A 23,564-nucleotide genomic window follows, 5' to 3' on the forward strand; every position below is an offset into this window, starting at 1 on the left:
TGCTGTTAAAATTGACTGAAAATAAAAAAGTTTTAATTATCGGGGGAGGGCTCGGCGGCATATCTGCCGCTATTTCCCTTGCGCAACGCGGGTATAAAGTTTCCTTGTTCGAAAAAAACGACCACATTGGCGGTAAATTGAACCGGCTTGAACAAGATGGTTTCGGCTTTGATCTTGGTCCGTCCATCCTGACAATGCCCAAAATTTTCGCGAAATTATTTGCGGACAGCGGCAAACGGATAGAGGACTATGTGCCGATCATCCGGCTGGACCATCAATGGCGCTCCTTTTTTCCGGACGGCAACGTGATTGACCTGTATCAGGACTTGAATGAAATGGCAGCGAAAAATGCATCATTGAGCAAGCGGGATATGCGTGAGTATGAAAATCTGCTGAAATACTCCAAAAAGCTTTACGATATCACCGAGAAAGGCTACTTCAAGGAAGGGCTGGACAGTGCAACAGAGATTGGAAAGTACCACGGAGCGATTGAGTCCTTTAAAAATTTCGATCTTTTTTCGACTGTACATAGCGCCATTGACAAACGGATCAGCAACAAGCAACTGAAGGATATGCTTTCCTACTTTATCAAATATGTCGGTTCTTCCCCTTATGATGCGCCGGCCGTTTTGAATATGATGATCTACATGCAGCATGACCAAGGCGTATGGTATGTGCAAGGCGGTATGAACCGGCTTGCGGATGCGTTGGTGCGTTTGGCTCGTGAAGTTGGCGTCAATATTTATACAGGAGTGGGGGTCACCCGCCTCTATAAGGAAAAAGGCAAAATCACAGGCGCCCTGTTGGAAGACGGGGCAAAGGTGGCCGCTGATTATTACATCTCCAATATGGAAGTGATTCCGTTTTATGAGAAGCTGCTGGATGAGAAAGAGCGGTATGTTGAAAAACTGAAAAACAAATTTGAACCAGCCAGTTCCGGACTTGTGATGCACCTGGGCGTCAAAAAAAGTTATCCGCAGCTCCGCCACCACAATTTCTTCTTTGCGGAAGATATGAAGAAACAGATGAATACGATCTTCCACGAACACAAGCTGCCGGATGATCCGGTCATTTATTTGGTCAATGTGAATAAAACCGATCCGTCCCAAGCGCCGCCCGGACACGAGAATATTAAAGTGCTGCCGCACATTCCGTACATCCAGGACAAACCTATCACTCAGCAGGAGTATGAGCGCTTCGCAGAAAAGGTATTGATCAAATTGGAGCGGATGGGCTTGGAGGATTTAAGGGAAAACATCGTGACGCAGGATATCTGGACGCCTGAAAATATCCGGAAGGTTTACGGCTCCGACCGCGGTGCAATTTATGGAACACTGTCGGACCGCAGCGTAAACAAAGGGTTCAAGCATCCGAAACAAAGTGATCGCTATGACAACCTGTATTTTGTCGGCGGAACGGTGAATCCGGGCGGCGGGATGCCGATGGTCACCCTGAGCGGCCAGCAGGTCGGAAGGAAAATTGCAGAACGGGATATGCGAGGAGGAAAATGATGGGCGATTTCTATGCAAAGAATCCATAATTGATGTGGATACAGTCTGAAATCAACAGCTAATTCATCAAATCCTTTCTAAAATAGATATGAATATCAGGCTGTCGAGAAATTTTACAAAAGCCTAATTCTTTCCGCTTCAATCAATCAATTTTTTCATTATAGTGATTTACTGGATAAGAAGTGCCTGAAAAGTTAACTTCTCTGTGGTTTCTGTCTTGTTATAAAGATATGGAGCAAAACAGTGTAGACGCCCGCGGCAAGCGCAGCTGTTTTGCGGAATATCGATTACGTTAATATAAGAGAACAGTTTCATAAACGCCATCATAACCAAAGGAAGGAGGAAACCAGCGTGAAAAAGAAGGTGATTGTGATCGGCGCAGGAGTGGCGGGGCTGGCAAGCGCCATCAGGCTTCAGAATGCCGGATACCAGGTAGCCTTATACGAAAAACAATCCACCCCCGGCGGAAAAATGAACCGGATTGAAATCGACGGTTATAAATTCGATTTGGGACCAACTATCGTCATGATGCCGGAAGTGTATCAGGAACTATTCGAGTTGTGCGGCCGCAATCCCGACGATTATATCCCGATGGAAAAACTGGATCCGATGTACCGGGTTTATTTCAGTGATAAACCCGACGAACCTATTGATATGTCTTCTGACCTTCCGCAGTTGACAAAAACCCTTGAAAGGCTCAATCCATCCGGGACAGAGGGATTCTTTCAGTATCTTCATGAAGCCCATAAAATTTTTGCGTTTGCAAGATATGATATTTTACAGCGTCCCTTCCGCAGGCACCGGGATTTCTATAACCGTTCGATGATGAATAAGGGCAGGGGCTCGAAAATCAGGGTGCTGGACACAGCCGATCAGTTTATCGGCCGCTACATCAAAGACGAACGCTTGAAGCAGATCATCAGTTTTCAGACACTGTACATAGGCATTTCCCCGTACAAGAGCCCATCGTTTTATACCATGATCCCGATGCTCCAATTTCTTTATGGCGTCTGGTTCATCAAAGGCGGCATGTACACGATGGCGTCATCGATGGAACGGCTCTTCAAGGAACTTGGAGGCGAAGTCTTCTATGATCAGGCCGTGCAGGAAATCTGCATTGACGATAAAAAAGCCACCGGCATTCTTGTGGACGGCGAGAAGGTAGCTGCAGACTTCGTGGTGTGCAATGCGGACTTTCCGTATGCCATGAAAAACCTGGTCAAAGAACCGGCCGCCAAAGGGAAGTTTACCGACAAAAAAATCGACAAAATGAAATACACCTGTTCTTGCTTCTTATTGTATCTAGGCATGGACAGAAAATATACGGAAGCCGAGCATGTCCACAATTTCATATTCAATGAAAAGCTGGACAAGAATCTGGCTGATATTTTCTCCGGAAAAAAACTGGAAAATGCCTCTTTCTATGTTTATCTCGCTTCAAAAATGGATCCAACACTTGCGCCCGATGGAAAGGACGGCTTGTATATTTTGATGCCGGTTTCAAACGTGGCGACAGCGGATTACGAGTGGAACGACGAAACCATCGCGTATTACCGGGGCTACATCCTGAATGCGTTGAAAAAAATCCCGGGGTTTGAACACGTTGAGGATGAAATCGTTGCGGAAACGTACATAACGCCACTGGATTTCGAGAAGAAGTTCAATGCCTATAATGGCGCCGCATTCGGTTTGCAGCCAACGCTGTCCCAAAGCAATCACCTGCGGCCGCAAAGCAAGGCAACCCACTGTTCGAATTTGTATTTTACGGGAAGCAGCACACACCCGGGGGCAGGTGTTCCGATCGTCCTTTTATCCGCAAAGATTGCCGTGCAAGAACTGATAGACGATGATCAAGGCGCCATTTCTGCAGCACATGATCTTTAAGCTGCGATCGGCAGCCGAATTTAGTTAAGGAGGTATTCAGATGGCAGCTTCAAACCTTATAAATCTCGCGGTCGGTTTTGTTGCAGTCGGGGTCGGTTTCCTCATGTTCAAGTCATTGCCAAAACCTGAACCGAGAAACCATTCGTTGCCAAAGCCGGAACCCGAGCCGCGTCAGCAATCAGATGATTTGCCGTTCCTGTCCGTCATCATTCCTGCAAGAAACGAAAGCGCCCGGATTACGCCGTTGTTGGAGTCGTTGAATGGCCAAAATCTCCGGTCATTTGAAGTGCTGGTTGTGGATGATGATTCATCGGACAATACAGCTGCTGTTGCGGAAAATTTAGGCGCACAAGTTCTTCAGAGAAAGGGAGAACGGCAGGGGGCAGGAAAATCGGCCGCCTGCTGGTACGGCGCAAATCAGGCAAAAGGGGAGTGGCTCTTGTTTTTGGATGCGGATACCTACTTCTCGAGCGCTGATGGTCTTCAAAATTTGCTCCTTTCTTATAAAGAAAAAGGCGCAAAGGGAATTCTGGCTTTGCAGCCGTTCCATACGGTCCGTAAGCTGTATGAAAACCTCTCTGCCGTATTCAACATCATCGTGATTGTCGGGATGAATGGTTTTACCGCTTGGGGAGACCGGTTCCAAACGGCCGGCTCGTTCGGTCCATGCATCTTAACCAACAAAGATGATTATTTTCTGTCAGGAGGCCATAAAAAAATCGAAGGCGCTCTTATGGATGATTTAGCGCTGGGTGAGGCGTTTCTCGATAAAAATCTTCCCGTCCGCTGCCTTGGCGGAAAAGGGATCATCTCGTTCCGGATGTATCCGGAAGGTTTTAAAAGCCTGGTCGAAGGCTGGTGCAAAAGCTTTGCCATCGGTTCAAAATCGACCCATCCGCTTGTCATGGGGATGACCGTCATTTGGATTGCCGGCAGTTTCATCAGTGCGAATGCCTTGATTTCCGCCATTGCTTCAGCAGACACTGCTGCGATGATTATGAGTAGTTTACTGTACATGGTTTATGCGGTCCAGACCGGATTGTTCGCACGCAGATGCGGGGATTTCCCTTGGTTTATTTTCCTGTTCCATCCTGTTCTGTTTTTGTTTTTTATCGGGCTCTTTATGTACTCCTCGTTTCGGGTGAATGTCCTGCACACGGTAACTTGGAAGGGACGGAAAATAAACGTCTGAGCGAAGCGTGCTTGGCATTGGAATCTAGCCTCGAAATTGAATGTTTACTTGCAGCCCGGAGATATTCTTTGGGCTGTTTTTTCTATGAAGAAATGTAAGTGATGTGCTAGCAGATAATTCCTTGTTATTTTTACAAAGCTATACGCTGAAGTTGTATCTATTGTGGCAATATCCAACGAGAACAAAACTTTATATGAAACAAAAGAGAAGAAGTTAAGATAAAAACATTTAGAGGGGGCGAAAAAATGTCGAGAATCACCTTCCTGGCATCCTCAAAACCGTTCGAAATACCTGAAGAAATCCAAGCCCATAATCAGCATGTGCATTTTGAAAATGAAGAAGACGTTATCTTTTTTTCGGTACAAAAGATAGATGAGAATTGGCTCAAAGAAATTCAAGATCTTTTTTCTTTGCCTTATATTTACGAAGTGGAAGGGGCTGGGAGTCAGCTGTTTCTCACGTACCTTGAAAATCACATGGAAACCGGAGATGTATTGGAGATTTACAGTGTGCCGAATCAGCATGCATTCCACAGTTACAAGAAAAAGGCACAGGAAATGCCAGAACCGATCGAAGTGAATACAGGGAATCATACATATAGAGATGCCTCTGGTTTGTATCAGTTAAAGCCAAAAAAATGGCTAGAGGAACTAAGCCGTCGCAATTATATTACTCATCATGGCATTACTACATTTGTGAAATACTAGCTGCTCCTCAAGTCAAAGTGAATTATTGGCAAGGACGTTATTATCAAGTTCTTACTCTCTCAAATTCTAGGAACATGGGCTATAGAAAATCAATGAAAAAATTTAAGCTATATAACTGGTTAGCACCCAGTTGTGATTCATATGATCCTTGAAATAGATGGCTTCTTTAACCAAGCTTTATTGACGGGTAAGAAGAATTCTAAACAGCAATTGAAGCAAATGTATAATGAAGCAGAAAAGTTAACTTCTGAACCCGGTGATTTTTCCAACGTATTTTGCAGACTTCATAAATTTGAGCAACTTTCCTATTCAAAGGATATTGAAGTGGATTTTGTATTGGATACTGATACGGGCAGGATCTATTCTCCGAGTTATTAACTTCTAGGGAAATTTTTCTGCTCATTGTTTTGGTGTTAGTATCAATCGGTCCATATTAAGAGGAATTCACTTTGCAAGGTGTTCAGCTTCAAGAGGGTTAAATATTTACGAAACAAGTAGTGATTTACCAATTATTGGTGATGCTATATTTATAGGTTTAAACCTATAAGTTAATGCCTTTACCAATGCAGTTCAATCCGGTTACCGGAAAACTATTGCTTGGAACAATATTAAGGAGGTTTATTTATGTTTTCAGTTGATGAGTATGTTCGTTCCATCAAAGACACCCTGGAGAAAAAATCCGATCCATTAATAGCAAATCTGCAAAATATCTTTACATACAATTTTTCTTCCAATACAGCTCTTTTAGATTTCTCTCCATCTATAGAGCCAACAAGATTTGAAGCATCCATTATAATGTTCTCGATGGATGAAGAAGCTAATGAAGTGTTCAGTGATGGAAATGACACGACAGTTTTTGCTGGAAGTGAAGAGGTGCTTCCGGAAGTGGAATATTATCAATTGAGTGATTCTCAGCTGGATGATTTTTTTGACTTTTATGAGCAAAATGAAGAGACGCTAGTTTTAAAAGAGCAACAGGTTTTTGCAGATTGGTTCTGTCAATGCTGGGAAAGGGCAGGGGGAGCTGCATTGAATTTGCCTTCGTATTTTGTTTTTCATGATGATTATAAATCATACGATTTGAAGAATAAGCGATGGATTGATGATGAAGAAAAGTGGTCAAAAACTGAGCTAATAAAAATGCTTTTAGAGGCATTTTTTATTAGCAGATTATGAAATTGAGTATAACTTTTCAGGGAAGATGCTTCTTTCAGTTTCTTCATTCCGTTGACTTCAGCTAGGAAAAAATCATCGCTTTGAAGAAATAAATAATATTGATGCTTAGTTGGATGCTTATAACAATGAGAGTGTTTCGTTTGATTTCATTTCGGATTTTTCTCATTTATATTGGGTTTGCAGTAGACTGCAGCAGAAGAGAAGGTCTGTTTCACACTTTGATAGAAAACACACCGATTTGAGGGTGAATGATTCCAATATTTGGGGTAAGATATAAAAAATGCGCAGGCAGCGTCCTGTGCCTAAGAAAGGCATGCCAATTGGAGGGGTGAAAACATGGCAGAATCGAAACGAATCAGCAGAGAGGAACAAGCCGAATTGCCATTGTTCAAAAGACATGAAGAAGCGCGAGATTTTTTTGAAGAAAAGTATGGGGAGAAATTCGTATTTGAAGAGTCCTTCGATACCGGTGATGGCATTTGTTTCTTCTATCGGTTGATCACCAATGAAGAAGCCTATATCAAAGGGGCAGCGGATTTGAATTCCAATGGGTCTGTTGGAATGGAATTCATGAAAAGTTATCAGCCGATCCGGATTATGGAAGACGGCAGCGTACATATTGTTCATTAATGAAAAAAGATATAGATTCAAGGGTTGTCAGAGAATATGGATCCATTTGCCGACAGCCCTTTTATTCGTGTAACAGCACTTCTGCGAAGGATCTTAATTTGTTATTCAATCCACAAAAAAACAGCTGATTGATTGGGCTTTCTTTTTCGAAACGAAAAGAGTTTTTTAACTCATATTAGTATCCAGGTATATTGGGAGAAAGAAATATGAAATTCAATTTCTAGATAAAATGCCGTGCTAAGGGGCTTTTAGAAAAGGAGGGAGTAGCTTGGATGAGTTTATCCATATGCAAACAAAACGCTTGCATGCCATGAATATAAGCTTTGAAGTAGTGCCTAACAAGGATAACGAATTGGAGCAGCGATGGGAAGACGCTTTTGCCAAGGGGATCAGCAAATCCCAAAAGCGGAAGATGGCGTTCAATCAGTGCATGTGGAATGTTTTCAGCTGGGGGAAAATCGAGTGCTTGAAAGAGCAGCGGGCGAAAGAAGCATTCGATCTGCAGAAAAAGGCGGGATGCTTTCTTGTTTGTACATCTAGCTATGATGCAATCCGCATTTTAAAGGCAAATCGGCTAAAAGCGAAAGATATCACGCATATTGGCAGCGATCTCTACATCGTTGATGAACACTTTGACTGGACTTATGTTCTGACCCACGAAGAAGACTGTGGCCCTTACTTCTATAAGCCTAGAGATTCTTTTTAATCTTTTGGCTGGACTCTGAAAAAGTATTTCTTGTTCAATTTAGCCTATTGGTTGAAAGGCAATTTTTGTAATAAGGGGGTAAGATATTGGAAGCCAAATACAAAAATTTAATGGAGAAATTTATTAAGAAAGAAATATCAGCCGATGAATTTCAGACACTGTATATGGACAAGTTTATTGAATGGAATGACCGAATGAATGAATATCAATTTGAGATTTTGAATGGCGTATTCGAAGCTGCAGACTGTTATTGGCACGAGTGCCTTCCGGGACAAGAAACTGCTTTTGAGATTTCAGCACAACAACTTCGAGAAGAAGTTGTTGAAGCGCTGAACAAATTAAACCAAGTGATAGATAGCCAATAGCGTTAAATCAAAATTAACCGTTAAAAGCATTAAACACAAAGAGGAAAAACACGGACCGAAGTTTTGCTTGCACGCAGCACCATGCCTACCGATGAATACGGCAACTAGCTGGCCGAAAAGTGCAGGGCGCTAGTCGGCATCGTGCTGCTTCGGCAATAAATGATTGATAGGCGGCCTACTGTCGGTAAGTCTGTTTAATGATCTATACAATGGGAAGAATCCGGTGTTTTCCGTGATCTCCTTTTCCAGAATCAGCATCTCATAGAAAACTGGATCATGGATCTTCTTGCCGATACAGAACTGGAGCGGTTGGGATGTTGTAAATGATTTTTTGAATTTAAAGAGGTTGTCTTCATTGCTTGAATAGCCCCCTCCTAGATGAAACCGTGCGATGCCATTTTCGTCTCCCCATTGGGCAACCGTATAAAGAAGTATATTGTTTGCGCCCAGATGATTGTATTCTTTTAGCGAACCTGACAAATGATAATGCATATATTTCCCTTTTGTTAAAATTAATGTAGAAGAAATCATTTTTTCATCCAGAAAAGCCCCAAAAAGATGAATATCCGGACCAAACAGATTAATCGTCTCCCTGAAATACTCTTCGGTGAAGTAGTAATAGCCGGACGCCTGATTCCGGTCCATCGTGGCATAATACATGGACATAAACGCTTCTAAGTGATCCTCTATTTCGACTTTCCTTACTTCCACGTTGTTTTTTAACGCTTTGCGGATCATATTGCGGGTTTTTCCGGGAATTCTGCTGAGCAAATCATCTTCTTGCTGAAGTGGTATTTCAATAGTTTTGCTGTGATGGACAATTTCCATTTCAGTTTCTAATCCACTGTAATTGTTCAGTAATGGGTGAAACCTCACGAATTCGGAAATAATGCGGTTGTTTTTGCAGTATTCATTGAAAACTTCTCGAAATTCCGAAATCAACAGACTTTCCATAGTACGGACTTCAATTAACGGCCCGCCATAACCATAAGGAGTAGTGATGTCATACAGTTCGAGGTTTGTATTCGTCTGTATTTTTCTTTTAATCACTGGGTAAGCTATCTTGCCATGCTTGTTTTCAAAGAAAAACAGCATCGGTTCTCCTTCGTCGACTGCTAAAGAACTCTTAAAATATTCATAAGTAAAATAGATGTCTTTTTCTAAAAAACTATCCACAATGCTAGTCCATTGAATATGGTTTTTGCAATCAACGATTGTCAGCGAAATATTTTTCTGTCTGCCCATATTATTCCCCCATTTAGTTAAGGATTATGTAAAAATTGTTTTTAAAAATTTCTATGCCTTTACATATCCTCATAATAAAGAGAGAAAGTGAAAATTAGATGAAATAAACAATGAATAAAGAAATTTCTGAATAAACAATTTTGGGTGTGTTTGATAACAATCTTTTAGTAATCTTTATGAATCCAAACAATCTCCCTCAACAATCAATGGAATAAATTTAGTAGGCATAACTTCGATTTCTACAATACCATTCGAACTGTATAATGTTCATATAGTACAGAGTTGCTAAAAGAATTGGGCCATTTTGGGGGGGCAAATAAGGAGTATGGATTTGACTATGCAAATCATTGAGACTGAAATTTTTTCTGCATTTGATTTTAATTTGAGCTCTCTGGAAATACTGGATGCAGATTGGCGCTCTGAACTGGGATTGACTGCTATTTGGCAGAAAAGAGAGCAGTTTGAAATTTTAGTGGGAAGTGAAGGCTTGTTTACTCTTTCTGTTCCTTTTCATGTGGAATATCCAATAATACGTTGGATTGATAAACGAAGAATTCTTGTGGCCAGTCCCAGAAATGAAACGGAAGAAGACAATGTTTTCATCTTGGATATAGCTGGCGGCTTGCTCGGCTCTTTTAACGCAGGAGATGGAATAATGGATATCCTGATTACGAAAGAAGGGGCATGGTTCAGTTATTTTGATGAAGGGATTTTCGGTGAAGGAATTTCAACAAACGGATTGGTGTTGTTTAGTTTTACCGGTGAACCGTTGTTTAAGTATCATTCAGACTTGAAGAATCAGCCGTTTTTGACCAGTTGCGATGCCATATGTGAAGGCGAGGGATCGAGTGTCTGGATATTCCCTATCTTGCTGCCGGATGTTGAACCGTCTTTGCTGCACCTAGACTTTAAAAAGAATCTCGTGAATTCCTTTTCCGCTCCGGAACTATTTGCCGAATCGACTGCCCTTTCCGTCCGAGGAAAAGGTGCTTATTTTCACAGTCAATTTGATCCAAAAAACAAGTTGTATTATTGGGAATTGGGAATGGAAGAACCGCAAGTTGCTGGGCAAATGAAAGGGATATTAAGAGGTTTGAAAGTGAATGAGGCATACGACTTTATTGCCATTACTGAAGTTTCGATAAAACTGATAAGAACTATCCAGGAATAGCCGTTTCGATTTCAAAGTAAGATCAGCGCGTTATACTCTGAAGCTGCCTAAAAGTGCTATTCGAAAGGAGCGGTTTTTTGTGGAGAGGTTACATGAAAAGTTTATCCATTCAATCCACACAAAAAGATTTACTTTAAATGAAATAAATGAATATCTTACGATGTTTCTTAAAGCAAAGCCTGTCAACATAGATAAATTTGAAGAGTTGAAAGAGGATGTTTGTGTAAATTTTGATAATATCGTTTTTTGTTATTCAATCACAGACGAAGAAGCAAAGAATAACTTGCTGACGGCTGCTGAAAAACAGGAAATGCAAAAGATGAAAAAACTAATTTCAAGTCAATCTTCCTTGTCGGCAAAAGACAAAAAAATAGCCTTACAGCAAGTAGAAATGTTGAATATCATTTTAGAGTCAAGTGATGGCAAGTATGTTGATAATTTCACTTTACAAGGAGGTTCCGAAAAATTACTCGATGAAATGATTTTTCTGAAAGGAATTGATCCTGAAAAGTGCATACTGGGCAACGAGGAATATGAAATGTATTTAGAAGTTGTACATAAAAAAAGCTTATTTAATCAAATCAATAAGATGGAACTGATTAAAGTTATACTGAATGGAAAATTTAAAAGCTCATAAGTTTCAGTTATGATAACTCATAAAATCATTCTAATTTTCTTATGTCTTTCTGCGGCGTACAATAAACCTGATAGAAGGTTATGTTGTACATCAACAACTATGTCGCGCATGGATATTATGCAGAAAGACAGGTGAATGGAATGGAATATCTTTTACTGTTTTTTATCGGAGTAGTTGCTACAACAATCGGGACGCTGGCAGGAGGAGGGGGATTGGTCAGCTTGCCTGCCATGCTGTTTCTTGGAATGCCGATCCACTCAGCGATAGGTGCGAACAAGGTATCCAATGCAGTCAGTTCTTTCTCCAGCTTTTTTACTTTGTACAGACGTAAACAGCTAACGCTGAAGGAATGTTCCTGGATCGTTCCATTCAGTTTAGGTGGAGGCATTACTGGCGGATTGATCGCCGCGCAGTTGTCACCAGAAAATCTATACATCATCGCCATTACTTTAATGGCCTTTGCATTTATTACTTCTTTTATCAGTAAAGGCAATCCTGCAGGAGCAGAACCGTTAAAACTGACACCGGTTAGCGGTACAGGGTTGTTCGGAATCGGAATATATGATGGCCTGTTTGGCCCGGGACAAGGAACCTTGATGCTTTACCTGTTCAGCTACCTGAAAGTGGCATATGTAAAATCTGTCGGATTGGTGAGGTTTGCTACTTTTTCCAGTTGTTTCGGCGCAGCTATCAGCTATATTTTATCAGGTGCAGTAATCTGGCCTATGACTCTGGCATTGATGGCGGGATCGGTCACAGGAGCACAACTAGGAGTCCGGATTGCAGAAAAGCTCAATCCAATCTATGTCAAACCGATATTGCGTATTGTCACTGCACTGGTAATCGTCCAGTTGATTGCCGATAATGTTATGTAAGCAAGTATGAAACTTTCCACAAAGATCTGTTGCCATGAGAAATAAGATAGAGAAAATCATAAAGAGCTAAGGTATTTTCCTGAAATGCCGGAAGAGCAACGGGCAGATAAAAACCGTTGCTCTTTTTTGTTTTTAAATAGGACACAGATTCCTGGGGATTACTCCACAGGGATCTCTTCGGTGATAGAAGAGGGGGGAAGCGGGGTTGATAACCATACCTCGTTGCCGGCAAAATGGAAACTTGCCCCCGCTTCTATAGCAATTTGCGTATCAATCTTCAAGAGGAGCGGGTTTTTTCTCCTTTTTGCAGCAAGAGTGGCGAAAGAAGGGCTCTCGGAAAGATGGACTTGCTGTCGGTTCATAGAAAGAATTCCCGCTCTCTTGATTGCTTCTAATGCATCCCCATGTGTTCCGTGATAAAGATAGGGAGGCACTTGCCTGGCTGAAGTTTCCTGGAAGACCGGGATACTGTGGCCATAGCGGGCTTTGATTTGATTGCCTTTGATCAAATACCGCTGTTTAGGGCTCGTTGCAGCTATATGACGGATATCTTCTTCGGTAACATGTTCCCAACGGGATTGGGCTTGTATCGCTTTTGTTAGTTCCGATACGCCGCAGTATCCATAGTCATCCAACTTTAATCCGAATTTTTCCGGGGAATGCCGAAGGATTTTGGCCATGAATGAGCTTAATTTCACTTCATCTCGCTTGTTCAACCGCTTCACCTTGCTTTCTTTCTGTATATTATACTTTCTTCCCCTTTATTTGAATCGGAAGCATCCAAGCGATTTTTTTTACCAGTGTCAAGCAACCCTATTAAGACTAATGTTTACTCTATAAGTAAGGACGGGTAAATTACCATTATGCGAATTTAAAGCGGTTCATTACTAAAAGGAGGAATGCACAATGGCTAGAAAAGAAAATACATTCATTGGGGTTTTCGATAATCAGGCGGAAGTTTTAAGTAAAGTGACGGAACTGAAAGCACAAGGGTACAACGAAAGTGATATGTATGTCGTTGGCCGGGACAATAATTCATTTTCAATGGTTCATAACCAGACAGACGTTCATGTAGATGCGACTGAAGAGAAGAAAAAACAAGGATTCCTGGGCAAATTCATGACTGCTCTTTCTGATGATTCTTCATTGTCAGCGTTCAACGGCATGGGGCTGGAGCGCTATGAAGAAAAGGAATACCGCGATCAAGTCAGAAACGGCAAACTCGTACTTTACGCAGATAGCGACTATAGCGAAACTTATGAGCAATACAGCGCTAATTTTACAACTGACTACAGCAATTCTTCCGGCATTGACCAGACTGCTCCTATTGAAACCAACGCATCCTTTTCTCAAAGCAGCTCAGCTGGTTCAGCCTCAGATACAGATATTGCGTATGACACATCTTCGATAAATGCCAACAGCACATCCGGAGCTGGCTTCACCGAGGAGGCAACCAGCAGCTCATCCAGCTCGACATCAGATGCGGACAGTGAGTTCGGCAAATCGATATCCGCTAGCGGGAGTTCATTTGAATCGGAATCCGGAACTGCTGGCAATTCGTTTGGCTCATCATCCCATAGTGGCAGCTCCTTCAAGTCGGATGCCGGTACTACAGGGTCGTCCACTCGCGATACAACCGGCCGCACATTCGGTTCAACATCGGATGCAGGCAGCACCTTTGAATCTGCTTCTGCTACAAGCGGTTCTGCCGGTTCAACGTCCAATGCCAACGCTGGTGATTACGGCACGGTGTCTGGCGCAACCGAAGAAGAAAGCTTGCGCCTTCACGAAGAACGCTTGAGTGTAGATAAAGAACGCGTTCAGACTGGAGAAGTGAACGTAGGCAAACACGTTGTCGAAGAAAACCAGTCAATTGACGTCCCAGTGGAACGCGAAGAAGTATACGTAGAGCGCCATGCGGTAAACGAAGAAGCAACTGGCTCGGAAGCTTTTGAAGAAAATGATACGATCCATGTCCCCGTTTCCGAAGAACGCGTAAATGTAACAAAGAAAGATGTCGTCGCTGAAGAAATCGTCATCAGTAAACGCAAAGTTCAGGACACAGAACAAGTGAATGAAACTGTTCGCCGGGAAGTGGCGGATATTGACGAAGATACAACTGATTCCGTTGACAAGAATGAAAACAAGCGTTCATAAGAAAAATCAGCAAAAAAGAAGGAAGCTATTCGGCTTGCTTCTTTTTTATTGTTTATGGACTAATTCAGATGCCGACTAACTTTTGCAGGCAGCTGGGAATACCTAGTTGCCTTTCCATAATTTTTCGCAGTTTTATTGGATAAATATGTTAAAATTAAAAGGCGGCACTCGAAAGGTTACTGTTTACCTAACGGCTGAATAAAAAATATGGATGCTTACCAAGGCGTCGCAAACAGTAGAGGCAGAAGAGTTTTAATTTTGGTTATATGGCCATATTAGCTTTTTATTCTTTAAAGTTGATAAATCAAGAAAAGACTGGAAGAGCGGTAAGAGCGGTAAGACCGGAAAGGTGGAAAAGATTCGGAGAAAACAAGTAATGCTCATCTAGCTTTGGTAATTGGTTCAAATGGTATGCTATTGCTTGCTTTTGGTTTAGTTGAGTTTTTATACGTCGCTGAAAACGGAACCGGCCTTACTCTGGCCATAGTCGGATATATCCTGATGATCCATTACCTATACCTGTTAGAAAAAAATGTCGGCATCAGTGCCAAGTGGGCTTGGATAAGAGCCGTTGTATTTATAGTTATAATTACCGGTTATACATATACCAATTACTAAAGAATTACACAGTAGACGAGCATACGCACAATTGATGGCATGAAGAAGGGAAGTAGAACCAATATGCATTTTAAGAAAAGACTGGCCTTGCTGGCTTCTTATTCACTGCTGGCAACTGCTCTTGTGGTTATGTTAAAAATGGATTCATACTTAACATTGTTGTGGTTGTTGCCTTTGCTTGCATTATGCCATTACATAATTTTATCTGTATGGATGTTAAAAGATAAGAAAATGGCAAAGCAAAATTAATTTGTAATCTTAGCATTTGTAGAGCAATGATGGACCGGAAATATCCAGGGAACAGCGGCTGCGAAGCCGCTGTTTTTTGGTGCCGGATTTATCATGATTAAACTATGCCCAATAGTTTAATCTTTTTGTTCACTTTTTCTCTGTACGCACGTTTTATAAGCAAGGAGGCCGGCAAATGAACGATGCGATGATGGAGCAGAAGCTGTATGAATGTTTGCAGAAAGTAAAAGCTTATTTGATGAAAATCGGCGCCTCTAAAGAAGACGCTGAGGATGTTGTTCAAGATACCGCATACAAGTTTATCCTCTACATCGATTCGATCAGCCACAAAAACGTGGAGAGCTGGCTTTTTCGGGTAGCAGTAAACGGATATTATGATTTGTACCGCAAAGGTTCCAGAAGAAAAGCGATATTGGAAAAGTTTAACTTTCAGAAGCTATTTGAAGAAGATACACCTGAAAAAGCGGCCTTGCAGAACGAAGTGAAAAAAGATCTGGAGACAATCTTCTCGAAACTGAAACCTAAACAGCAGCAAGTATTGCTGATGAAGTACAGTTTGGGCTTGGCAATTCGCGAAATTTCAGAGTTTTATGGGATGAAAGAAGACTCGGTAAAGACGACGCTGTATAGGGCAAGAAAAGACTTTATAAAAGAGTATCGGAGGCAGGGGCATGAGTGAAAAAGAGGGATTGTTTCAAAGGGATAATGATTTCTCACAGCTGGTGAAAAAGGCGAAAAGGAAATCCATTATAAGAAACCTCATCTTATCCATTATTGTGAGCATTCTTTTCTTTGGCGGGCTTTTATGGCTAGGCACATACCAAATGTATAAAAAAGCAGAGGAAACACAGACTTACGATAATATGTGGCTGTTTGTTAAAGGGGCAAATGTGGAAAGCAATGGCTCACTTTTCACAAATACGCCTTTTTCAACTACTGTGACGACAGCCCGGTACAAGAAAATTGATGGGGTTCCAGTTCCATGGGGAGAGCACATAAAGGTCTTTTCAATCTTAGGGACATCCCGCGAGATTCAGGCTTCTACGATTTCAAGTTCCGGAAACATAGAAAAAGAACGAATTCCGCTATATTTTGAAGGAGAGCGGGTCACTGAATTTTATTACCCAACTGGAAAATACCCATATTTGCCTGACGAGCGAGTGCTTCTCGATGAAATTGCAGACCATCAAGTAGTGGAAATGGCTTTCTCTTTTGATCGGGATTACACCATCAATGAAGTGCGCGAACGATTTTCCGGCCAATTGGCCTGGTATTGGGTGGATACAGCTTCTGCAAGTGAAAAGGAAAATGCCGTTCAGCCAATTACTGGGGAGGATGCTTACGGTTTTATCTCCAGAATTGAAGAAATGAATGAAGATGCGGCCGAAAGGTTCATTCATCAAGTTGAATGGCTGCAAAAAGACGGTGATTCTAAGGAAGAAGCTCATCGCCTCTATGACATCCTGACCGACGCCGGCAAAAAGGAACTGGCTCCGGAAAACTTGAAAATAACAGGAGCTGTAGTTACCGGAACTCCGGAAGAGTTAAAGCGGTTCAACGAGGATCCGATGATTCGTGCTGCAGTTCTTGGTGCGACAGCCAATAAATATTAAGAAGAACAAGAGAGCCAGGCGCCAGGTTCTCTTGTTTTTTTCATGTTCGCATAACAGGCGAAAGCTTTAAGCATTCTAAGTTGACGTGGATTGAATTGAGTGATAAAGTAAACATGATTAAAGACAACTAGAGTCTGTTATATCTTTTAAAAACCCAAAGGAGGTTCCTATGAAATATTCGAACGCAACAAATTATGCGCTGCACACAATGGTCCACATCATGCGCTTGCCGGCAGGAAGCACGATCGGGGTTCAAGACTTGGCTGAAATGCAGAAGCTTTCGCCGACATACCTTTCAAAAATCTTGACCAAGCTCACCAAAGCCGGGTTGATCGAGTCAACACCAGGGGTTAAAGGCGGATATAAACTTGCAAGATTCCAAAACGACGTATCATTTCTTGATGTCATTAACGCAATTGAAGGGGATACAAATTTGTTTAATTGCTCATTGCATCATGAAGGCTGCCAAATTGAGAAAGTAATGAGGCAAGCTGAAGAGAATATGAAAGAAGAGCTGGCAAACCAACTGCTTATCGATCTTATAAAAAGAATTGACGAGCAACATCAACACGATCCAATCAACAAAGAAGCCAATTAGACCTATGGAAGGTGGAAGATGAAATGATACTTGACTGTGCTGTAATCGGAGGGGGACCGGCTGGTTTGAATGCCTCGCTGGTCCTCGGAAGATCAAGAAGGAAAACGGTATTATTCGACGACAACATGCCAAGGAACGCCGTTACTTCCGAGTCTCATGGTTTTATGACGAGGGACGGCATTGATCCACAGGAGATGAAGCGGATTGCGCAAGAAGAGTTAAGGAAGTACCCGAACGTCGCCATTGAAAAGCAACGGGTGAAAAACATTGACAAGGCTGGCGGACTATTCCGAATCGAAACAGAAGATGGATCTTTCTTCAGCGCCAAAAATGTCATATTGGCGACTGGCTTTAAAGAAGTGCTTCCTGAAGTAAAAGATGTGGAACAATACTATGGCACCAGTCTTTTTAGTTGTCCGTTCTGCGACGGCTGGGAACTGAAAGACCGTCCATTAGCGGTTATTTCTGAAAATCCGAAGGCTTTCCACATGGCAAAAGTGGTATTTAACTGGACAGAAGATCTGGCTGTATGCACCAACGGCAAACAAATTTTATCTGAAGCCGAAAAAACACTTTTGGAAACAAAAGGGATCAAGATTTATGAGCAAGAAATTCATGCATTAATCGGAAAAAACGGCCAGTTAGAGAAAATTGAGTTTAAGGACGGATCAGCAATTTTACGCGAAGGCGGATTTATTACACCGGAATGGGTGCAAGCCTCCACATTTGGATCTTTATTAGGCTGTAAATTAAACGTTCAAGGCGGAATAGAATCAGATAGTATGGGGCGGACAACTATTGATGGGGTTTATGCTGCCGGGGATACACTCATCACAGGAGCTTCACAATTGATTATTGCCGCTGCTGAAGGAAGCAGAGCCGCAATTGGCGTTAATGCCGCTTTAATAGAAGAGAAATTCAAATCACCGGCCAGCGCTCTAAAGTAAAAACAAAAGCTGAGTTGACTTGACACACAAATTATTAGCAGCGAAGTAAAAGATTTCATTTGTTTTTTTATGTGTTAATTACAGATAAAAGGTATCTCTAAAGTATTTTATTGGAGAAATCTTTAAAAAATATTATTATTCCTATAACTTCCTTCTGTCTCTTCCTTTATAATAGAAGTAGTACTTATACTCTAGTAAAGGTTTTACGAGATTAGAAGGAGGTTGCTTGATGTTAAGTTCAAAATACTTGGATTTGTTGGCGCAGAAATACGATAGTGAAGAAAAAGTGGCCACTGAAATCATTAATCTTGAAGCGATTTTGGATTTGCCAAAGGGAACAGAACATTTTGTCAGTGATTTGCACGGTGAGTACCAGGCATTCCAGCATGTGCTGAGAAACGGTTCTGGAAACGTAAAAGTGAAAATCAGAGACCTTTTCAAAGATGAAATATCAGAAGAAGAAATAAATGAGTTTGCGACATTGGTGTATTATCCTGAAGAGAAAATCCAATTAATCAAGAATAATTTTAACAGCGAAAAAGAATTGCACGATTGGTATATTAATATTATCGAACGCATGTTAAAGCTTATCTCGTATGCATCTTCGAAATACACGCGCTCGAAATTGCGGAAAGCATTGCCGAAACGGTTTGTTTACATCATTGAAGAACTGTTATACAAAACTGACGAGTATAAGAACAAAAAAGACTACTATACCAAAATTGTCCAACAGCTTATTTCACTTGACCAGACCGATAAGCTGATCATCGGTTTATCTTATACTACCCAAAGACTAGTCGTGGACCATCTGCACGTGGTTGGGGATATTTATGACCGCGGCCCAGATCCCCATAAAATTGTGGACACGCTTATCGACTATCATTCTGTCGATATTCAATGGGGAAACCATGATGTCTTATGGATAGGCGCATTTGCCGGTTCGAAAGTGTGTCTCGCCAACATCATCCGGATCTGTGCCCGCTATAATAACTTGGATATTATTGAAGATGTATACGGAATCAACCTAAGGCCCCTGCTGAATCTTGCTGAAAAATATTATGATGACAATCCTGCTTTTCGCCCTAAGAGAAGTTCCGATGTTACGTTAACTGAGCAAGAGCAAATTCAGATAACTAAGATCCATCAAGCTATTTCCATCATTCAGTTCAAGCTGGAAAGCCCCATTATTAAAAGACGGCCATGCTTTGACATGTCAAACCGGCTGTTGCTGGAAAAAGTGGACTATGATAAAAACGAAGTGACTCTTCATGGAAAAACATACTCCCTGGAAAACACTTGTTTTGCGACAGTCAATCCCGAGAAGCCCGATGAATTGTTGGAGGAAGAACAGCAAGTGATCGATAAATTGCTGTTTTCTGTCCAGCATTCCGAAAAGCTGACAAGGCATATGAGCTTCCTAATGAAAAAGGGCAGCCTTTACTTGAAATACAATGGAAATCTGTTGATACATGGCTGTATCCCATTAGATGAAGACGGCAAAATGGAAAAAATGGAGATTGAAGGCAAGACATACGCTGGCCGTGATTTGCTCGATGTTTTTGAACGGTATCTCCGTTATTCTTTTGCTCATCCTGAACAAACAGATGATATCGCAACCGATATGGCCTGGTACTTGTGGACAGGGGAATATTCATCGCTTTTTGGAAAGAGAGAAATGACCACTTTCGAGCGGTATTTCATCAAAGAAAAAGAAACGCATAAGGAAAGAAAAAATCCTTATTATTATTTGCGTGAAGATGAGGAAATGTGCAGGAAAATGCTTGCTGAATTTGATCTGGATCCGGATCATGGACGCATCATCAATGGCCATACGCCTGTCAAAGAACGCGACGGGGAAAACCCGATCAAAGCAAACGGCAAAATGATTGTCATCGATGGCGGGTTCTCAAAAGCCTATCAATCGACTACGGGAATCGCCGGATATACACTCCTCTACAATTCGTACGGCATGCAGCTTGTCGCCCATCAACGTTTCAATTCAAAAGAAGATGTTTTGGCTAATGGAACCGATGTATTGTCGGTCAAGCGCTTGGTCGATGAAGAGCTGCAGCGGCAAAAGGTAAGAGAAACGAATATCGGTGAAGAATTGCTGCAGGAAATTTCCATATTGAATAGTTTGAGAGAATACCGGTATATGAACTGATTCACAACCATACCAGACAATATAAAAACCCGGCAAGCCCTTTAAAACAAGGCTTGCTGGGTTTCTTTGTTTTTCAGTTCCTGAATCACTCGTTCACTTTGATTGAATCATTATTTCCATTCAGAAAATGCTTTTGTTCCAATTTAGGTCCTAATTGAAACAGCAGAACGCCGCTGCTAATCAAAACGACACCGAAAAGCGATTGCCATGTGAACGGAACCTGCTGCAGTCCAAAATAGCCCAGGGTGTCCCACATCAAACCGAAGAAAATCTGAGACACCATGACAAGGGAAATGGCCCGGCTTGGCCCAAGAATTTGCACGCCTTGCGTTACGCAAGCGACAACGCCTACGCCTAAAATACCGCTGAACCAGAACCACGGTTCTGGTTGGAACTTGAACAGTCCAGCTCCTTCAAACGCAAGACCAGCGGCAAATGAGGCGATAAATCCAAGAAGCAAGACCAGCGCAGTGGTAGACCAGACGCTGACCCGCTTTTTGACGTTTGCGTTAAACGTATTCTGCAGGCAGACAAAACCGCCGCCAACAAGCGCTAAAAAAATGCCGATAGCCATATATGTTCCTCCTATTCGTAAATGTTGTGACCGGCCTGTTGCAGCAAGGCAGCCCGGTCAAGCAAGGTGATTTTCCCGCGCTTTTTCATGATCCATCCGGCTTTTTCAAATTGGTGCAAGACCCGGTTGAGATGGCGGTAGCTAGTGCCGATTAAATCCGCCATATCTACTAACGAGGTGGAATCGACCATTGGCTGGGTTGGCGTCATGGAAAGCAGGTAACTTGCTACTCGGACATCCACCGCATAAAGGAGGCTAAAGTTCATCGCCCGGGTTTTCGTTTCAAATTTTTTAGTAATGGTATCAAGTAAAAATTTCAGCCATGCCGCATTACCTGACATATCTTTTCGAAGGGCAGCATATGGAATTCCGATCACCACAATATCCGTTACGGCCTCCACTGTATTGATAAATCGGCAATTCCTCACATATTCAATATCTCCAACAATATCAAATGGTGTCTTAAACGCCAAGATGAGGCGCTTCCCTTCAGGAGACAACATGGAAATTTTCAGTTTGCCTTCAACAAGAAAATAAAGCGTATCTGCTTCGTCGCATTGTGAGAATAAACGTTCACAACTTGCGTATGTTGCAACATACATTTCTTGTTGGACTAAAACCGGAAACAAGTCAGATACCTGAAACTGCTGCAGATAATTCGTTACACGCCGGTCCATTTTGCTCCTCCTCACCATTTCAAAATCATTACACCCAAAACCATTAACAATACCCCAACGATTTGCGTCCGGCCAATTTTCTCCTTGGACATGTCAAACCAGCCTTTACTGTCTATTAGAATCGCCATGACAAGCTGCGCGATCAAGAAAATCCCGATTGTCAGCGTTACGCCCATCTTGTGGACTGCGGTCATGTTGCTGAAAAGTACAATGGCTGCCAACAGGCCGCCGGATGCATACAGTGGCGATACCTGATTTAACTGCCCGTACGAGCGGTCTTTAATAATGACCACGATAAGCATAGCCAGCAAAAAGCCAGTCAATTGGGTCATCGCAGCAGCCTGCCACGTGCCGATTTGATCGCTTATCGTCGCATTGGCGACACTTTGGAATGTCAGAAAAAAGCCGCCAGCGAGCGCAAACAAAATTCCTTTCATGAAATCCACGCACCTTTCTATACTTTCAATTTACAAGGATGGAATTAAGAAAGAAAGGACACATGTCCTATCTTAAGAATGATTTATAATCAAAAAAAGGAGATGGTTTGAACCATCCCCTTCTTCATCTGAAATTCCGTCATAGTGAGTCTTTCCTTATACTTCCATTATAGCATGCCGATTTTTGATTTATAAGACTTGTATTTTTCATCATCTTGACCTAGCCTTTGTTCCTATCCGATGTTCTTAAAGTGATGTGAATGAGAAACAATTGTCAAAGCCGGATTGTATCCGTTTTGTAAATTCTTTGAAAGAGTGTGTGAAACGTGATGAAAAGGGAAAAGATGAATGATCAAAAACCTAAGGAGGCAGGGAAATGTCGGATAAAAAAAAGCTTCAAAAAAATACGGAAGCCGAAAGTGCCAACCAGGAACTCAACGAAAAATTCAATGGCAAGCAGCAAGAAGTCAGTAATGAAACGAAGGAGTTTTTGACCGAAACTGAAGAAGCAAATTTGGAACTCAATAAAGAACTAGATTCCGATGGCCAAGATACCCGCTCTTCGCCGGCTTCATACTTGTACAACAATACTGCGGCGATAGATGTCACGAAAAAAGAGTAAGCGAATTGCCTTTTATGGGAGCTCTAACAGACGAAAAACAAACAATATCAAGGACCGATGGCTTTTCATAGCTACCGGTCTTTTTTTATACTTTTTGTTTTATGAACATGGTGAATGAAAACTAATTTTGGTGAGGTTTACAGTTTACAATTATGGTATTATTAGTAAAATATTAAATAGTCGGAAATATTGTTTGGTCGAAGATTTTACCTTATCTTATCCACAACCTTATGAGCTTTAGAACTACTGTGGAACAGATAGCGTTTTATTTGAGCTGCTGTGTGGAAAAGCTGCTTTTCAAAGGCAGCGAAAGGAGTAGATATATTGAAGCGTTTTGGACTGATCCTGCTATTTATAGTTGCAGGGTGTGAGGGCTCCATTCAGTTAAGCGAAAATGAAGAACGGGCTGCCAAGTATCTCGAAGAGCAAGGATACACTGTGATTTCAATTGAAGATGAAAGTTCTTTCAAATATTCCGCTTCCCAGCTATTGGACCAACCTTGGTCAGGCATTTGGGATGTACAGTCCACCAAGCCGGAAGCTTATACAAACAAAGCGATTGTGGCAGTCAGTTTTATTATAAAGGATCACCCTTTGGATGATGCTTCAGATAGAGGAAAAACAAATGCCACCGTATACTTGTCTGATCAAGAAGTGATTGGCGGAATTTCTTTTCCGCATTCTAATGGCCCTTTAATTGGCCAACCCTATTCCTTGGTCGGGAAGACTGCGGAAGAAATCGATGAACAGATCAAACAAGAGTGATTTATTTGATATAGAAAGTCCTGCTGGCTTAAAGAAAAAGGGGG

24 protein-coding genes are annotated in these 23,564 nt (G+C 41.8%); 19 read left to right on the forward strand and 5 right to left on the reverse strand.

The annotated features are described in order from the left end of the window. Window positions 1-11: 11 nt before the first annotated feature. From FQV28_RS06190 to FQV28_RS06230, 8 genes are all read left to right on the forward strand, one after another. On the forward strand, window positions 12-1,511 hold the full coding sequence (locus FQV28_RS06190; RefSeq protein WP_146494695.1) for a phytoene desaturase family protein: 1,500 nt from the start codon (window positions 12-14) through the stop codon (window positions 1,509-1,511). Window positions 1,512-1,862: 351 nt separating this feature from the next. Continuing rightward, entirely contained in the window at window positions 1,863-3,395 is a 1,533-nt protein-coding gene (locus tag FQV28_RS06195; RefSeq protein WP_146494696.1) for a phytoene desaturase family protein, read from the forward strand. Window positions 3,396-3,435: 40 nt separating this feature from the next. Beyond that, the gene (locus tag FQV28_RS06200; protein WP_146494697.1) at window positions 3,436-4,587 is read left to right on the forward strand and encodes a glycosyltransferase family 2 protein; all 1,152 of its coding nucleotides are present in this window, start codon (window positions 3,436-3,438) and stop codon (window positions 4,585-4,587) included. Window positions 4,588-4,832: 245 nt separating this feature from the next. Continuing rightward, entirely contained in the window at window positions 4,833-5,294 is a 462-nt protein-coding gene (locus FQV28_RS06205; RefSeq protein ID WP_146494698.1) for a hypothetical protein, read from the forward strand. Between the two features lie 624 nt (window positions 5,295-5,918). Then, window positions 5,919-6,470 carry a hypothetical protein gene (locus FQV28_RS06215; protein ID WP_146494699.1) on the forward strand — a complete coding sequence of 184 codons (552 nt, stop codon included), beginning with the start codon at window positions 5,919-5,921 and terminating at the stop codon, window positions 6,468-6,470. A 336-nt stretch (window positions 6,471-6,806) separates the two neighbouring features. Continuing rightward, complete coding sequence (locus FQV28_RS06220) at window positions 6,807-7,100, forward strand: hypothetical protein (RefSeq protein ID WP_146494700.1); 294 nt, start codon at window positions 6,807-6,809, stop codon at window positions 7,098-7,100. Between the two features lie 268 nt (window positions 7,101-7,368). Next, complete coding sequence (locus FQV28_RS06225; protein WP_146494701.1) at window positions 7,369-7,806, forward strand: DUF4275 family protein; 438 nt, start codon at window positions 7,369-7,371, stop codon at window positions 7,804-7,806. A gap of 86 nt (window positions 7,807-7,892) precedes the next feature. Beyond that, window positions 7,893-8,171 carry a colicin immunity domain-containing protein gene (locus FQV28_RS06230; RefSeq protein WP_255472822.1) on the forward strand — a complete coding sequence of 93 codons (279 nt, stop codon included), beginning with the start codon at window positions 7,893-7,895 and terminating at the stop codon, window positions 8,169-8,171. A gap of 129 nt (window positions 8,172-8,300) precedes the next feature. Here FQV28_RS06230 and FQV28_RS06235 read toward each other — a convergent pair whose 3' ends face one another. Next, a complete protein-coding gene (locus tag FQV28_RS06235) occupies window positions 8,301-9,416 on the reverse strand; it encodes a lipid II:glycine glycyltransferase FemX (protein WP_146494703.1) in 1,116 nt (371 codons plus the stop codon). A gap of 331 nt (window positions 9,417-9,747) precedes the next feature. On the opposite strand from FQV28_RS06235, the gene FQV28_RS06240 reads away from it, so the two are divergent. The 3 genes from FQV28_RS06240 (at window position 9,748) to FQV28_RS06250 (ending at window position 12,099) form a co-directional block, all read left to right on the forward strand. Next, complete coding sequence (locus tag FQV28_RS06240) at window positions 9,748-10,587, forward strand: TetR family transcriptional regulator (RefSeq protein WP_146494704.1); 840 nt, start codon at window positions 9,748-9,750, stop codon at window positions 10,585-10,587. A gap of 79 nt (window positions 10,588-10,666) precedes the next feature. After that, entirely contained in the window at window positions 10,667-11,224 is a 558-nt protein-coding gene (locus tag FQV28_RS06245) for a hypothetical protein (protein WP_146494705.1), read from the forward strand. 140 nt (window positions 11,225-11,364) lie between these two features. Continuing rightward, window positions 11,365-12,099, forward strand: coding sequence for a sulfite exporter TauE/SafE family protein (locus FQV28_RS06250; RefSeq protein ID WP_146494706.1), 735 nt, complete (start codon window positions 11,365-11,367; stop codon window positions 12,097-12,099). Between the two features lie 158 nt (window positions 12,100-12,257). Here FQV28_RS06250 and FQV28_RS06255 read toward each other — a convergent pair whose 3' ends face one another. Then, window positions 12,258-12,815: an RNA 2'-phosphotransferase gene (locus FQV28_RS06255; RefSeq protein ID WP_255472823.1), complete on the reverse strand. Its 558-nt coding sequence runs from the start codon at window positions 12,813-12,815 to the stop codon at window positions 12,258-12,260. 190 nt (window positions 12,816-13,005) lie between these two features. On the opposite strand from FQV28_RS06255, the gene FQV28_RS06260 reads away from it, so the two are divergent. The 6 genes from FQV28_RS06260 to FQV28_RS06285 all read left to right on the forward strand — a co-directional run bounded on the left by FQV28_RS06260 (window position 13,006) and on the right by FQV28_RS06285 (window position 20,445). Continuing rightward, window positions 13,006-14,256, forward strand: coding sequence for a YsnF/AvaK domain-containing protein (locus tag FQV28_RS06260; protein ID WP_146494707.1), 1,251 nt, complete (start codon window positions 13,006-13,008; stop codon window positions 14,254-14,256). A 1,042-nt stretch (window positions 14,257-15,298) separates the two neighbouring features. Beyond that, on the forward strand, window positions 15,299-15,802 hold the full coding sequence (locus tag FQV28_RS06265; RefSeq protein WP_146494708.1) for an RNA polymerase sigma factor: 504 nt from the start codon (window positions 15,299-15,301) through the stop codon (window positions 15,800-15,802). Next, window positions 15,795-16,736 carry an anti sigma factor C-terminal domain-containing protein gene (locus FQV28_RS06270; RefSeq protein WP_146494709.1) on the forward strand — a complete coding sequence of 314 codons (942 nt, stop codon included), beginning with the start codon at window positions 15,795-15,797 and terminating at the stop codon, window positions 16,734-16,736. The genes FQV28_RS06265 and FQV28_RS06270 overlap by 8 nt, the downstream gene beginning before the upstream one ends. 169 nt (window positions 16,737-16,905) lie before the next feature. Next, entirely contained in the window at window positions 16,906-17,334 is a 429-nt protein-coding gene (locus FQV28_RS06275) for an Rrf2 family transcriptional regulator (RefSeq protein ID WP_146494710.1), read from the forward strand. Window positions 17,335-17,357: 23 nt separating this feature from the next. Beyond that, window positions 17,358-18,281 carry an NAD(P)/FAD-dependent oxidoreductase gene (locus tag FQV28_RS06280; RefSeq protein WP_146494711.1) on the forward strand — a complete coding sequence of 308 codons (924 nt, stop codon included), beginning with the start codon at window positions 17,358-17,360 and terminating at the stop codon, window positions 18,279-18,281. 229 nt (window positions 18,282-18,510) lie between these two features. After that, window positions 18,511-20,445 carry a fructose-1,6-bisphosphatase gene (locus tag FQV28_RS06285; RefSeq protein ID WP_146494712.1) on the forward strand — a complete coding sequence of 645 codons (1,935 nt, stop codon included), beginning with the start codon at window positions 18,511-18,513 and terminating at the stop codon, window positions 20,443-20,445. Window positions 20,446-20,530: 85 nt separating this feature from the next. On the opposite strand, the gene FQV28_RS06290 is transcribed toward FQV28_RS06285, so the two are convergent. From FQV28_RS06290 to FQV28_RS06300, 3 genes are read right to left on the reverse strand one after another with little or no spacing between them, the layout of a single operon-like run. After that, on the reverse strand, window positions 20,531-21,019 hold the full coding sequence (locus FQV28_RS06290; RefSeq protein ID WP_146494713.1) for a DMT family transporter: 489 nt from the start codon (window positions 21,017-21,019) through the stop codon (window positions 20,531-20,533). Window positions 21,020-21,030: 11 nt separating this feature from the next. Next, window positions 21,031-21,696 carry a Crp/Fnr family transcriptional regulator gene (locus FQV28_RS06295; RefSeq protein WP_146494714.1) on the reverse strand — a complete coding sequence of 222 codons (666 nt, stop codon included), beginning with the start codon at window positions 21,694-21,696 and terminating at the stop codon, window positions 21,031-21,033. A gap of 11 nt (window positions 21,697-21,707) precedes the next feature. Beyond that, the gene (locus tag FQV28_RS06300; RefSeq protein ID WP_146494715.1) at window positions 21,708-22,133 is read right to left on the reverse strand and encodes a DMT family transporter; all 426 of its coding nucleotides are present in this window, start codon (window positions 22,131-22,133) and stop codon (window positions 21,708-21,710) included. 376 nt (window positions 22,134-22,509) lie between these two features. Here FQV28_RS06300 and FQV28_RS06305 point away from each other — a divergent pair, with 376 nt between their 5' ends. Together FQV28_RS06305 and FQV28_RS06310 are read left to right on the forward strand one after the other, a co-directional pair. Next, complete coding sequence (locus FQV28_RS06305) at window positions 22,510-22,755, forward strand: hypothetical protein (RefSeq protein ID WP_146494716.1); 246 nt, start codon at window positions 22,510-22,512, stop codon at window positions 22,753-22,755. Window positions 22,756-23,079: 324 nt separating this feature from the next. Beyond that, the gene (locus tag FQV28_RS06310; protein WP_146494717.1) at window positions 23,080-23,520 is read left to right on the forward strand and encodes a hypothetical protein; all 441 of its coding nucleotides are present in this window, start codon (window positions 23,080-23,082) and stop codon (window positions 23,518-23,520) included. Window positions 23,521-23,564 lie beyond the last annotated feature (44 nt).

The sequence above is a fragment of the Planomicrobium sp. CPCC 101079 genome (assembly GCF_007859275.1).
In the GTDB taxonomy this organism is placed as follows: domain Bacteria; phylum Bacillota; class Bacilli; order Bacillales_A; family Planococcaceae; genus Planococcus.